The organism is Hymenobacter guriensis, from assembly GCF_015773195.1.
Classification (GTDB): Bacteria; Bacteroidota; Bacteroidia; order Cytophagales; family Hymenobacteraceae; genus Hymenobacter; species Hymenobacter guriensis.
This window is the reverse complement of sequence record NZ_JADWYK010000003.1, coordinates 178,844-191,993: the sequence shown is the minus strand read 5'-3', so window position 1 is coordinate 191,993 and position 13,150 is coordinate 178,844. Positions and strand designations below refer to the sequence as shown.

At 58.8% G+C, this 13,150-nt stretch carries 13 protein-coding genes, 1 tRNA gene and 1 pseudogene; 9 read left to right on the top strand and 6 right to left on the bottom strand.

Translation table 11 applies throughout. The features are described 5' to 3' along the window. Nucleotides 1-10: 10 nt before the first annotated feature. From I5L79_RS06785 to I5L79_RS06775, 3 genes are read right to left on the bottom strand one after another with little or no spacing between them, the layout of a single operon-like run. A complete protein-coding gene (locus tag I5L79_RS06785) occupies nt 11-283 on the bottom strand; it encodes a DUF4834 family protein (protein ID WP_196954272.1) in 273 nt (90 codons plus the stop codon). Nucleotides 284-295: 12 nt separating this feature from the next. After that, nucleotides 296-1,057 carry an FkbM family methyltransferase gene (locus tag I5L79_RS06780; RefSeq protein ID WP_196954271.1) on the bottom strand — a complete coding sequence of 254 codons (762 nt, stop codon included), beginning with the start codon at nt 1,055-1,057 and terminating at the stop codon, nt 296-298. Between the two features lie 45 nt (nt 1,058-1,102). After that, nucleotides 1,103-1,573, bottom strand: coding sequence for a hypothetical protein (locus tag I5L79_RS06775; protein ID WP_196954270.1), 471 nt, complete (start codon nt 1,571-1,573; stop codon nt 1,103-1,105). A 136-nt stretch (nt 1,574-1,709) separates the two neighbouring features. Here I5L79_RS06775 and I5L79_RS06770 point away from each other — a divergent pair. From I5L79_RS06770 to I5L79_RS06740, 7 genes are all read left to right on the top strand, one after another. Then, nucleotides 1,710-1,782, top strand: a tRNA-Thr gene (locus tag I5L79_RS06770). A gap of 647 nt (nt 1,783-2,429) precedes the next feature. Beyond that, nucleotides 2,430-3,656, top strand: a complete 1,227-nt coding sequence (locus I5L79_RS06765) for a DUF1624 domain-containing protein (RefSeq protein ID WP_196954269.1) — start codon at nt 2,430-2,432, stop codon at nt 3,654-3,656. 80 nt (nt 3,657-3,736) lie between these two features. Further along, nucleotides 3,737-4,930 (top strand): sensor histidine kinase, encoded by a 1,194-nt coding sequence (locus tag I5L79_RS06760; RefSeq protein WP_196954268.1) that lies wholly within the window; start codon nt 3,737-3,739, stop codon nt 4,928-4,930. Further along, entirely contained in the window at nt 4,927-5,694 is a 768-nt protein-coding gene (locus tag I5L79_RS06755; protein ID WP_196954267.1) for a LytR/AlgR family response regulator transcription factor, read from the top strand. The genes I5L79_RS06760 and I5L79_RS06755 overlap by 4 nt, the downstream gene beginning before the upstream one ends. Nucleotides 5,695-5,717: 23 nt before the next feature. Next, on the top strand, nt 5,718-6,560 hold the full coding sequence (locus tag I5L79_RS06750; protein WP_231402883.1) for an alpha/beta hydrolase: 843 nt from the start codon (nt 5,718-5,720) through the stop codon (nt 6,558-6,560). Nucleotides 6,561-7,029: 469 nt separating this feature from the next. Further along, on the top strand, nt 7,030-8,235 hold the full coding sequence (locus I5L79_RS06745; RefSeq protein ID WP_196954266.1) for a helix-turn-helix domain-containing protein: 1,206 nt from the start codon (nt 7,030-7,032) through the stop codon (nt 8,233-8,235). A 127-nt stretch (nt 8,236-8,362) separates the two neighbouring features. Next, nucleotides 8,363-9,571: an acyltransferase family protein gene (locus I5L79_RS06740; protein WP_196954265.1), complete on the top strand. Its 1,209-nt coding sequence runs from the start codon at nt 8,363-8,365 to the stop codon at nt 9,569-9,571. A gap of 93 nt (nt 9,572-9,664) precedes the next feature. On the opposite strand, the gene I5L79_RS06735 is transcribed toward I5L79_RS06740, so the two are convergent. Next, complete coding sequence (locus I5L79_RS06735) at nt 9,665-10,384, bottom strand: hypothetical protein (protein ID WP_196954264.1); 720 nt, start codon at nt 10,382-10,384, stop codon at nt 9,665-9,667. Between the two features lie 300 nt (nt 10,385-10,684). Continuing rightward, nucleotides 10,685-11,047, bottom strand: coding sequence for a hypothetical protein (locus I5L79_RS06730; protein WP_196954263.1), 363 nt, complete (start codon nt 11,045-11,047; stop codon nt 10,685-10,687). Between the two features lie 315 nt (nt 11,048-11,362). On the opposite strand from I5L79_RS06730, the gene I5L79_RS06725 reads away from it, so the two are divergent. Both I5L79_RS06725 and I5L79_RS23620 read left to right on the top strand, forming a co-directional pair. After that, on the top strand, nt 11,363-11,971 hold the full coding sequence (locus tag I5L79_RS06725) for a C40 family peptidase (protein WP_196954262.1): 609 nt from the start codon (nt 11,363-11,365) through the stop codon (nt 11,969-11,971). Nucleotides 11,972-12,122: 151 nt separating this feature from the next. Then, nucleotides 12,123-12,476: pseudogene (locus I5L79_RS23620) on the top strand (YkvA family protein); the annotation flags it as partial. 392 nt (nt 12,477-12,868) lie between these two features. Here I5L79_RS23620 and I5L79_RS06715 read toward each other — a convergent pair. Then, the gene (locus tag I5L79_RS06715) at nt 12,869-13,141 is read right to left on the bottom strand and encodes an acyl carrier protein (RefSeq protein WP_196954261.1); all 273 of its coding nucleotides are present in this window, start codon (nt 13,139-13,141) and stop codon (nt 12,869-12,871) included. Nucleotides 13,142-13,150: the final 9 nt, after the last annotated feature.

Here is a 13,150-nt window from a genome sequence, read left to right as displayed (position 1 = left end):
GCCAAAGCCTTTATTTCAACTCCTCAAACTCCACGTATTCGCCGCCCTTGAAGTTGCGCGGCTGGCGCTTGGGCTTGGGCGGCACATAGTCGACGTGTACGTTGCCGGATGCGGGCCGGGGCGGCGTGGAGGGCTGCTCGAAAGGGGCGGCACCGCCAAACTGCTGGCCAAAGTTCTTCATCTGTTTTTTGACGACGCGGCCCAGCGCCCACCGCAGCACTACCGGCAACACGAACCGCACAAGCAGGGCAATAATGAAGAGAGCAAGCAGGAATTTTGGCATCAGGCAAATACGCTAACCAACAAAGCTGGCGGGTTGAAAGTAAAAATCGGCTGTAGCGGCGCTGTCGAGTTGCTCGGGCGGGCACGGCTCCAACTCCCAACGCGCCGACAGCACAAATGGTTTATAGCCCAGTCCGGCCAGCAAGGCTACCACCTGGCGGCGGTTTTCGAGGCCGTTCAGTTCGGTTTGAATAACGGGCTGATGCCGACGCAGCGTATGCTGCATGTGCCGAAAAACTTCGTACTCGAAACCTTCCACGTCGCATTTCACGAAGTCGAGGCGGGGCAGATCGGCCAGCAGCTCATCGGGCACGCGCATGGGCACTTCGTAGGTGCGCACGTAGCGCTCCTGGGGGTTGCTGGCCGCTATTTTGGTCATGCCGTGGTGCAGCAGGCCGTCCCGCTCGGGTGTGCCCATCTGCACGGTGGTGTTTTCGCCGCCCAAGGCGTAGGGCAGCAGGGTAAGGTTGGCGTGGCCGCTCAGCTGCACGTTGTCGCGCCAGATTTCCTGAAAAGCCGGAATAGGCTCCACGGCCAGTACCCGGCCCGTAGGCCCGGTCAGCTTCGAGAGCATCACGGAGTAGTAGCCCAAGTTGGCCCCGATATCCAGGCACACGTCGCCGGGCTTTACCAGTTGCTGCAGAAAAAACAGCTCCGGGTATTTGGCCTTTCCCCAGCCCGCGCCTACCAGCCGCAGATACACGCGACTCACCAGCCGGATGTACCGCTCAAAGCCCAGAGTGCGTACCAGCAGTTTGCGGAGGTCTTTCATCATAACAGCCGCAAAGATGCCGGAAAGCCACGAATTGGCACACGCCGCCTACTGCCGCTCGCGCCGGGGCTGCAGCGCCCTGGCCGTAGCGGCGGCTACCAGCCCACCTATCAGGTACCAGGCTACTGTCATAGCCTTGGTTTGAGGGGTTCGGTTGCTGGGGCCGTTGCCCAGGCCCAGCGGCCCCGGCAGCTTCACGCCGCCTACCCCAGCTGCCAGCCCCAGCATGGCTCCACGCCACCAGGCTCCCCGCCCGCTGCCCACCAAGCTGTAGTATAGCCCATTGCTGAGGATGTCGCCGGCCAGGGTAAGGCCGTAGGCAGCTTTGGCATCAGGCTGTGGTGCCCCCGCCGCCCGCAGCATTTTCCGCAGGCCTCGCTCCCCCAGAACGTCCATACGCGGCGCATCTTCGGGACGCACCCGGCGCACCGTTTCGTGTATCAGGTTGAGCACAACGGCGCCGGTGAGGCCGCTGCCCAAAGCCCGCAGTACGGGCGACGATGATGAAGACTTCTGCATACTCATAGAAAATGAAAATTTGAAAAAGCTTGCTGCAGCTAGCCTTAAGCCGGAAAAAATTAGGCGGCTGCTTGCGTGGTTTCGGCGGGGCTGTATATCTTTGCTGCCCCACAAAGCCAATCGGGCTCCGGGAAATGCCTGTTTAGCTCAGTTGGTAGAGCAGCTCATTCGTAATGAGCAGGTCGTTGGTTCGAGTCCAATAACAGGCTCAGTTATTTAAACCCGTAAAATCGCATATCTGTCCATAGAAGCGGTTTTACGGGTTTTTTACGTTTTGAAGAGCCCATATTTCTGGGGCCGAATCTTTGCCTTCTGGGTAAGAGCTACGCTTGCTTTACGCCCCCCCTTTTTTTATGGTTACTCGGTGAACTGTTCCTAATAAGTACCCATCGATGTGAAGCTTGCCGGTTAACCAGTTGCCGGAGCGGAAGGAGCTTCTGTTCTCCTGCTTGATACTACGCTCCTCGAAAGTGGCCGAGGCGCATAAGGGCTAACCTACTCCCGCGTCACTTGTGACCATCATCACTACGACTAACTTGGCTCAGGTCTACTGCCGGCAACACCCGACACAGAAGCCCCTTCCTCTAGTGCCAAGAAGTGCGGCGAGCCATGACGCTGCTGAAAGTGAAGAGCCTGCTTGCCACCCTACCCGTGGAGTTAGAAGTCACCGCGCAGTGAAATAGTATTCCCTGATTGCATCCTTGGGTCCTACCAAAAACGGATAGCTTAGAGGATAGCCACATCCGGATAACAAAAAGCGTAAATGGGATAAAAAAAGCGCCGCTTGAGCATGTTTTGGCTTGCGGCGTGGCAGCCGACTGATTACTTCGCAACTGAACGAAAACCCGCTATATCCATGGCAGTGCCGCAGCATACCTTTCTCCCTGCCCCAACAGCTCCTACTGCGGGCGAATCGGACGCTGCCCCCACAGAGCATAGCCAAGCGCGGGTACAAGCCGTCGACGTGGTGCGGGGCCTCGTTATGGTCATTATGGCCCTCGACCACATTCGGGAGTTCTGGTCGCCCATGGCTGTGCGGGCAGAGGATGTGGCGCATGCCTCCGCCGCACTGTTTTTCACGCGTTGGGTGACGCATTTCTGCGCCCCCACCTTCGTATTCCTCTCGGGCGTGAGTATCTGGCTGTCGGCCCGGAAGCACGGCTCCCGAGCTTACACAAGTCGTTTTCTGCTTTCGCGCGGGCTGTGGCTGATCGTGGTAGAAGTAGTGCTTATCAGCTTGGTGCTGCAGTGGCAGTATAATTTGTTACTGCTGGAAGTTATCTGGGCCATTGGCGGAAGTATGGTACTGCTGGCTGCCCTGCTTTGGCTCCCGCGCGCCGTGCTGGCCGGGCTGGCCGTAGTCATCATTGGCGGGCACGATGCCCTGCCGGTTATCCAGCCCGTTACGGCGAGCAATGCGGGCTGGGCACTGCTCCACAACCCGCCCTTTGTGCTGCCGGTTGGGGGGTTGCCCCCACTGCTGGTTGCGTATTCTGTGGGGCCGTGGCTGGGCGTGCTGCTGGCCGGCTACGTGCTCGGGCCCTGGTTTGCGCTGCCGCTGCCGACGCGTAATCAGCGCCTGCGCCACTTGGGCCTGTTAGCGCTGGGACTGTTTGGGGTATTGCGGGCCACCAACTGGTACAGCGACCCGGCGCCCTGGAGCGAGCAGCCGCGGGGCCTGGGCTATAGCGTCCTTTCCTTTCTGAACGTAACGAAGTACCCGCCCTCCCTGCTGTTTCTATGCCTCACTTTGGGCGGGGCGCTGCTGTTGCTGAGCGTAACGGAGCAGGCAACGAGCCGGCCGGCCCGGTGGGCCCGCACCTTCGGGCAGGTGCCCCTATTCTACTTCGTTGGCCACCTTGTGCTGGTCAGCGGCGCGGCTTTTGTCTGGACCCGGCTGGCTTTTGGCCAGGCGGTGAACTTATCTTTTGCCGCCGTCAACCAATGGCCTGCCGCCTACCAGCCCAGCCTGTTGCGGGCCTACGGAGTGTGGGTGCTGGTGGTGCTACTGCTGTATTGGCCCTGCCGCTGGTACGGGAACTATAAGCGCCGCCACACGCACTGGTGGCTGTCGTACCTATAAGGGCAACGGCGGCGTAAGCTACGGGGCTCGTTTGCCTGCTACCAGATGGCAGCAGTTGGGTATAGCGTACATTCAGCGTGATGAACATTTTGCAATCTGTGTTTCAGGCTGCCGGCATTCCGTTTCGCCCTCGGGTGTTTTGGGGAATGGCGGCCGCGTTCTGGGGCAGCTTTACCCTGCTGGGCTATCTGCAAACCTCGGCTTACTGGTCGCTGCAGGGCGGCCACGGCCTCACGCGCACCGAGACGCTGGACATGGTGCTGCGGAGCGGACTCTGGCTGCTCAGTACGCCCCTGATTTTAGCCTTGGCGCACCGCGCGCCCCTTACGTCGCCGGGCCGGCTGGCTCGTAACCTACTGTTGCACCTGGGGGCTCTGTTTTTGCTCAACCTGCTCATCTCGGGGCTGGTCTACGGCCTACTCTACCAGGTAGCAGGGCTGCGCACGGGTCGGGCCTGGGCTCCCGACGGCGTGTGGGCCAGCATGCTCCTGCGCCTGAGCAATTCGCTGGCATTGTATCTGCTGTTGGTGTTTGTGTACAGCGTAGCGGCCTACGCTTACCGCAACCAGGCTTTACACCACCAAAACACCCGCTTCGAGCTAGCCAATGAGCAGCTTAAGGCCCAGCTGGCAGGTGCCCAGCTGCAGGCCCTGAAAATGCAGCTCAACCCTCACTTCCTGTTTAACACCCACCATGCTATTGTGGGCCTGATTCTGGAGCAGGAAAATGAACGGGCTATGGCCATGGTTACCGCCCTCAGCGACCTGCTTCGGGCCGTACTGGCCAACGGTGATGCGCAGCTTATTCCTTTGCGGGAGGAGTTGCAGTTCACGACCAAATACCTGCATATTCAGCAGATTCGCTTTCAGGACCGCCTGCGCATCGAGTTGGCTATCGACGATGATGCCCGCGGGTGTTTGTTTCCGCAGTTTCTGCTGCAGCCACTGGTGGAAAATGCCATGGTGCACGGCATTGAGCAGCTGGCCGGCGACGCCCTGGTACGCATTGCAGCCCACCGCGAGGGAGAACAGCTGCTGGTAGAAGTGCGCGACAATGGGCCGGGAGCTTCTCAGCCTGCTGGCCGGCGGCGCAACGGCTCGGCTGAAGGTATCGGGCTGAGCAACACCCGCGCCCGACTGGAAAAGCTTTACCACGGCAGGGCGCACCTCGGTTTCTTCCAACCTGACACGGGCGGCACTATCGTGACCCTACGTGTGCCGTTCACCGAGGCTTTGGTTCAGGAATTCCAGTATGCTACCCCTGCTGCCCTATGAGTTTCCGTGCCTTGATTGTGGACGATGAACAGATTTCCCGGCGCATCATCCACACGTTTCTCCGCGACGAACCCGCAATAGAGGTGGTAGGGGAAGCTGCCAACGGCACCGAGGCCGTGCTGCAAATCCTGCAGCTGCGGCCTGACCTAGTGTTTCTGGACGTGCAGATGCCGGAGCTCGACGGCTTTGAGGTACTGCGCGAAGTATGGCCTTATCACCAGCCCTTCGTGGTGTTTACTACCGCCTACGACGCCTACGCTCTGCGGGCTTTCGAGGTAAGCGCAACGGACTACTTGCTCAAGCCGTTTGACCGGCTGCGCTTTCAGCAAGCAGTGGAACGCGTGAAAAAGCCCCTGGCGCAGCGCCGCGACGCCGAGGCCATTCCGACACTACTGCCCCTTCCGGCCGCCGTGGGCCCACCAGCCCCAGGCTTTCTGCAGCGCCTGCTGGTGAAGGAGCAGCGCCGGCTGTTCTTTGTGAAATCAGCCGACATTCTGTATTTCGAGGCTGACCGAAACTACATCAGCGTGCACACGGCCGTCCACACCCACCTTATTTACCAGAGTCTGACGCAACTAGAGTCGCAGCTGGCACCACAGGATTTTACCCGCATTAGCCGCTCCTGCATTGTGGGCCTGAACCACATCGTTGAACTGGAAACCTATTTCAATGGCGAGTACCTAGTGAAACTGCTCAACGGTGAAATGCTCAAATGGACCCGCAACTACCGCGCTAACCTGGCCTCCTTTCACGGCCGGCAGTAATTCCCCTTTTACTTCTTCCTCTCTTGAAAGCTTCCACGCTGTTTTTGCCAGTTCTGCTTCTGCTTTGGCTGGCCGCCCACTTCCCGGCCAGTGCCCAGGACCGCCCCACGCCTTTGGTAATGGGGCAAACCTTCACAATGGCCTCAGCTGCGCTGGGGGAAACCCGGCGCATCAACGTCTACCTGCCGCCCGCCTACGCCGACTCCTCCGGGGCGGCCGGGCTGCCGGTTCTGTACATGCCCGATGGGGGCATGGGTGAAGACTTTTTGCACGTGGCCGGACTCGTGCAAGTACTGACCGGCAACGGCACCATGCGCCCCTTCATCCTGGTCGGCATTGAAAACACCCAGCGCCGGCGCGACCTGACCGGCCCGACCACGGATCCGGAAGACCAGAAAATTGCCCCGAAGGTCGGCGGCTCAGCGGCCTACCGCACATTTCTCCGCACGGAGCTGATGCCCCTTATTCGCCAACGCTACCGCACGAGTGCCGAAACGGCTCTGGTGGGTGAGTCACTGGCCGGCTTGTTTGTAGTGGAAACCCTGCTGCTGGAACCCGCGCTGTTTGATACCTACGTGGCCTTCGACCCGAGTATATGGTGGAACAAAGGCCAGCTCGTGGGCCAGGCAGATAACCTACTACGCGCTTACACCGGCCCGGCCAAAACGCTATACGTAGCCTTAAGCCGCGACACTGGGCAAACACCCGAGTCGCGACGCCTGGCATCTGTGCTGCGCAGTGCCTCCAAGGGTCGCCTCGTCTGGTATTACCAACCAATGCCGCAGGAGACGCACGCCACCATTTATCATCCCGCCGCGCTTCAGGCATTTCGTCTGGTGTTTAAACCCAATCCCACTAATAAATAACAAGGTTGTAGTATCCCTGGCTCACTATAACTTCGACAAGCACCTCAATCAATGGGCTTGTTCTCTGCAGCGAAGGCCTTGCTGGCAGTATTTGAGCGTGTGGTAGCCAGAAGGGTACAAGTAAAAACTTCTTGGTTGAGCTTCCTCACCAACCGAGTTGGCGGGTTTATCCTATGCTGTGTGGACAGTAACCGCACAGAGGACTTTTACACCTTCAGGACGTCCAGTTGAGCGCAGCCGAAAATATCCTTACCGAACGATTTTGCCTTTACGAAGCGGTAGATATGCCTCGGCTGGGCTCAACTGGACAAACGTTTTTGGTTAATGTCCTAAAAGGCTGGTAGGTTGGCGGCACGTATGGTGGATAAGAGTTAATCTAGTTACAGACGGGAACCAGCCTTTGTCATGCTCAGTCTGACAACTTGCTTAAATTGTCCGCGTGACGAAACAACTGCTTTAACTGCCCGCCATGCTGCCTTTCCTTGATTTGTGGTCGGTGTTGATTCTGCTGGGTGCCGTGCAGGGGCTGTTTCTGAGCTGGACATTCTTTTTTTCCCCGCAGGGAGCACGCCTGAGCAACCGCCTGCTAGGGCTGCTCATGCTCAGCCTGGCCCTGCCCGTCGTGGAAATCCTACTCTGCTACTCGGGCTACATTCGGTTCGTGCCCTTCTTCGTGAGCCTCACCGAGCCGCTCACCTTCGTGATTTCGCCCCTGCTCTACCTCTACGCCCGCAGCCTCACCACTCCCGCCTTTCACTGGCGCCCGCGCTACCTGCTACTGTTGCTGCCCGCTGTCCTGCACGCCATTTACCAGATTCCCTTCTTTGCCCAAAGCAATGCCTGGAAGCTGCGCACGGTGGCCGAGTCGTTTCACCAGCCGCATTCGGAGGCCCCGGTTGCCGCGCATCCTTTCTGGTGGTTCGCCAGCTATGACCTGTTTTATCCGGTCTTCTATCTCGTACTGGGCAGCTACCTGCTGGTGTATCTCGGGCTGCAACTGTGGGTCCTGTTCACGTACTGGCGACAACGGGCCTCACTTCCCGCCCACTCCGCAGCGGCACTTGTCTGGCTTACCCGCCTGGGTGCCGGCTTTGTGTTGCTTCTGCTGGTGTACGTCGGCACCACCGCCTACTACCACCACGCCACCGGCGACGTCAACGACACGGGCGACGTCTGGCTGGCCTCGGTTATTTCTCTGCTATTTTATGGCATGAGCGGCCGGGCCATTAGTCGCTCCAGCCTGCTGGCACTGTCGAGCCCGCTCGAAGCATCAACAGAGCCCGCCGCCCCGCGTCGGAAATATGAAAAAACTGCGCTGAGCCCCGAAGCCACGCACGACATCCTTGACCGGCTCCGCACCCTTATGGCTACCGCCCACCCCTACCGCAACCCCAACCTCTCCCTGGCTGAGCTGGCCGCGCAGCTGCGCCTGCCTCAGCACCACCTCTCCCAGGTCATCAACGAGCAGTGCGGGCAAAATTTCTTCGACTTCATCAACGTCCACCGCATCGAAGAAGTGAAACGGCAGCTCCTGCAGCCCGAAACCGCTCACCTAAAGCTGGAGGAAATCGGGTTTGCCGCCGGGTTCAATTCGAAATCGTCCTTCAACGCCGCTTTTAAAAAGAGCACCCAGATTACACCCTCACAATTTCGCAAAACCGCGTTGGCGCACTAGAAACGCATTTTACTTTAATCCGACGCGTCCGGATTCGTAAGGTAGTACGCCTGGTTTGCGAGGCGTGTCGTGGGGCGTAAAGCCAAAAAGTAGGTTTGAACATCGATTCACCTACTTCCCATTGGCCATGAGCCCTACCACTCCCGTACTTTCCACCCCTACCCGCCGCTATGACCTCGACTGGCTCCGGGTCCTCGCCTTCGGCTTGCTGATTTTCTACCACACGGGCTTGATTTTCGTGGGCTGGAAATTCCACATCATGAGCCGCGTGAGCAGCCCTGCGATGGAGCTGCCCATGGAGTTCCTCAACCAGTGGCGCATGCCGCTGCTGTTTGTAATATCCGGGGTCGGCGTCACCTTCGCTCTAAGCCGCCGCACCGCCGGCCGGTTCGCCGTCGAGCGGCTCCAGCGCCTGCTGCTGCCGCTGATTTTCGGCATGGTCGTCGTTGTGGTTCCGCAGGTCTATTACCAGCGCCTGTCGGAGGGCGCCCACTATTCCTCTTTACTCGACTTCTATCCCCACTACTTCAACGGCGCCGCGCCGAAGGGTAATTTCACCTGGAACCACCTCTGGTTTATCGCCTACCTGCTGGTGTTCTCGCTGCTCAGCCTGCCCGTGTTTCTCCAGCTGCGCAGGCCCGCCGCCCAGGCGGCCCTCGCCCGCTTGGGCAAGTGGCTGGGCCGGCCCGGCACGGTGCTGCTCTTTGCTGTGCCCCTCATTCTCATCCAACTCGTGCTGCGCCCCTACTGGCCCGATACCCGCAACCTAGTGCACGACTGGTTCAACTTCGCCTTCTACCTCACCTTGTTCATCTACGGCTACCTGCTTGGCCCCCTGGCTGGCTTCTGGCAGGCCGCCGAGCGGCAGCGCTACCTGCTGCTGGCCCTGGGTCTGGCCACGTTCAGCTTCTATTACTGGGGCGACGACTACTATTACGAGCTGATTGGCGGGGCCATCAAGCGCGGTGTACAGGGCTTCAACTGCTGGTGCTGGATCCTGATCTGCATCGGTTTCGGCCGCCGCTACCTCAACCAGAATTCTCCCTTGCTGCAGCGTGCCAACGAGGCGGTGTATCCCTTCTACATCCTGCACCAAACCGTTCTTATAGCTCTGGGCTACTATGTTTTGCAGTGGCCCGCCACCAACGCGGCGAAGTTTGTCATCCTCAGCCTGGGCACTTTCGGCTGCACCCTGCTCCTTTATCTCGTCATTCGGCGCTTCTCGGTGCTGCGGGTGCTGTTTGGCCTCAAGCCTCTGGCGCGGGCCAAGGCAACCGCACCCCCACAAACCCCTGGCAGCCCGGTTAGCGTTGAGCACCTGAACTTTGCCGAATAACCTGAGCGCCGAATATCAATCCCACAAAAAAGCCTCCGCATCAGTAAGTTGATGCGGAGGCTTTTTTGTGGGTTGCCCCAACAGGTTCTCGGCTTAGCTGTCGAGGTTTACGTGGCCGATGGGGCCCCGATCCTGCCGACGCGAATCCTGGTCCTGGTTATAGGAAGTCGACGAAGCGGAAGGCGACGAAGTCGTGCGCTTATCCCATTCCGAGGAGCGGTACGAGCCTTCAGCGCGGGGGATGTTGCCCGAGCGGTAGTCGTTGCGACGAGCCTTGGCGCTGCTCCAGTCCGAGTCTTTTGATTTTGGCGTGGAGCGTGAAGCCAAGTAGCCCAGGCCGCCCAGCAGCAGAGCGCCGCCTACCATTTTCTGCGTAGTCGTCAACTTGTTGAACTGGTCAACGGCTTTCGTGCCCAGGTCTTTCACCGACTGGGGCAACTGGTTTACGGTTTCGCGCCAATCGGTTTCGCTGATCCAGGACTGCACTCCCGACTTGCCTTGGTTGAAACGGTCTTCTACCGTGTCGCGCAGGGTGCTGATGCTATCCGTCAGCGAAGATTTGTTTTCCGAAGAAGAAGTATCCGTAGCCGACGAGGGCGAATCACTGCTCAACGTACGGCCGCTGGGCTGCTGAGATGTCGTGTTCTTAGCCGATACGGCCGACGATGACGCTTGCTTATCTTTCTGGGGCTGGCTGGCAGCACCGGAAACCGAATCGGCATTCTGCTGCGAGAAGGAAGAATCAGAAGCAGACTGCGAAGCTTTATTGGAAATAGAGTTACCCGATGAAGGCTGATTTTGCTTATTTTCCATGACTAGGGAGGGTGGTTAAATGGGAGAAAGAATATGCCGCCGGTGAGGCAGCTTCTGAGGTACTATTCGTAAAGCAGCCACGCTAGGTTTCAAAAATATCCGGGTTTTATACACTCATACTCTGGCACTAAGGCAACAGGCCTCCGCCAGCTGCCTCTATTAGTTGCAGTATTTCTTCGGTTGCAGGCCCTGGCACGGCGAATTAAACGCCCCTCTACTCTTCATCATCGAAGCTGCAGCCCACCTTCATATAGAAAATGGGAACGATGCAGTTGGTCAGAGAACCGCGCCTTCGTCTCGCTAGGCCGGGCCGGCACCGCGGTGCATCGTGGCGGGGTCGGGCAGTGGCAGGCCGTTGGCGTAGAGGTGGGCTTCGGCGCGGCCCGCCTGGCGGGCTTCGGCTTCAAAGCAGTTGGCATAGTACCCCACCCGCATCGACTCCAGCAGGTACTTGCGCAGGAAGCCAACGTAGCCATGTTCCCGATACTGCCGGATGTGGCACATTTCGTGGGCTACCCAATACGGGTCGCGCAGAAAATCGACCCGCTTCACCCCGCTCAGATGGATGCTGTTACCCAAAACCATGGCCACGCTCGACGACTTGAGCACCATGCGGGCAATCCGGGCCAAAGGTGAGTTTTCGATAATGCGGGGAGGGTTCATAAGTAGCGGAAAATCGGCCGGAATATACGGGCCATACTCCTAGGCGGTTGCAAGCTCGACCATGAATATTTGCCGTTTTACCTGTATTTAATAAAGTATTTAAGTCGAATACGGCTTCAAAATTTGGATGCCGACTTTTTTTGAGGTTAGCTTTACTCAACGGGCCAGCTAGAGTCTTCACCGATTTTCACTGGTTTCGGATGTCTTTCTCTTCTTTTCTGCGGCTACCGCTCTGAGTATCGAGTAACACGAAGTACGCTAAGGTCCCTGGTTGGGGCCGACCCTTTAATTGATTCTGCCACCCTACGACGGACAATGAAAAACAGAATTCTGTATTGCCTCGCCGCTGCCTCTCTGGCTCTATCTTTCTTCTTCGAGCAAGCTCCTGCTCCCGCAACTTCCGGTGCTCCCGTAGCCGCCGAAGCTTCCTTCCTCCCCGATTTCCTTTCGAGTGACCCCGACGGCGGCGCCAACGACCGCGCCTCCTACCGCGACTCGCTTCAGTACAGCCAGTATGCGCACGCCCTGGGTGTGAAGCTGGAATACACCGAAGACAAAGACCTGCTCCGCACCGTTACCGACTGGCTGGGCACTCCCTACCGCTTCGGCAGCAACACCAAGCGCGGCACCGACTGCTCGGGCTTCGTTACCCGCGTCTTCAAAGAGGTCTACGGTATCACGCTGCAGCGCAGCTCCCGCTCCATGTTTGAGAAGGTGCAGCGCGTAGCCAAGGACGAAATGCAGACCGGCGACCTGGTATTTTTCCGTCGTGGTCCGGGCCAGCCCATCTACCACGTAGGTATTTACCTCACCAGCGGCAAGTTTGCCCACTCAGCCACCAACGGCGGCGTAATGGTAAGCTCCCTGAACCAGGCCTACTACCACCGCAATTTTTACGCGGCCGGCCGCGTGGCCCGCAACTAAGTAGCGCAGCCTTTTTTAGCCGAACAGCCCCAGTCGTTTTCACGGCCGGGGCTGTTGCTTTTCGGGCAGCCAACTATTTTCGCGCTTCGTAGTATAGTAGCTCGGGCAGCCCTACGCCCCGTACTTTGTCTCCCCTTACTTTCCTCCTACTATGGCAAATCAAGCTCCGAGCGGCGACCAGATCAGCTCCTCGCCCTTTTTCAAGCGTGCCCTGCACTCGGCCGAAGAGTATGTGCGCAAGCCCCTTCGTGTAAAGCAGCTTCTGAATGATGCTTACCAGAAAGCCAGTGAAAAGAAAGACGTGGGCACCATTGCCCACGAGGCCTGGGAAAGCATGCAGCGGCTGTTCCGCCTGATCAAGGCGTCGGTGTCGGGGGAATATACGGGCCTGCCTACTCCTACCATTGTAGCGGCCGTGGCGGTAGTGCTGTACTTTCTGAGCCCCATCGACCTGATTCCGGACTTTATCCCAGTGCTGGGTTTGCTTGATGACGTAGCGCTGGTGGCCTGGTTCTCTTCTACCCTGGCCGACGAGATGGACAAGTTTGAAGCCTGGGAAAGCAGCCGCGCCGTAGTTGTCGACAGCCAGCTCAGCGCTAGCGGGCACACCGCCAAGCAGCAGGCCGAGGCTACAGCCGCTACGTTTGTGCCCACTGAAGAATCGGCCAAGAAAGCTGGCGTCACCGACCTGCCTTCCTCGCCCTCGGTGCCCAGCGCCGAATCGACTACGCCCCACACCGACGTAGCCGCCAACACCACCGACGGAACCCGCGTACCCAGCCACGACTCGCAGACGCCCTCGGGCGATACGGGCGGCAACGTCCGATAATTCAGACACGTCATGTCAAGCAAAAAGGCCCGAACCAAATTGGTTCGGGCCTTTTTGCTTGAGCTTGCTTAGGCAGCTACCTGCGCCTGGGGCGTGTGCGAAGCCACGTAGTCCACAAAGTCGCCCACGGTGCTCAAGGGCACCTCGTCGGGGATGGTGATGTGGAAGCTACGCTCCAGCTCCAGAATAATATCTACTACATCCACGGTATCGAAGCCCAGCTCGCGGCTCAGATTACTGGAAATACGCAGACGCGACTGGCGAATGTGCTTGCGCTTGCTGATAATACGCAACACTTGCTGCGTGATGGCCGGTTGGGCCAGAGTCGTCGAGGCAATCATGGGGGAAAC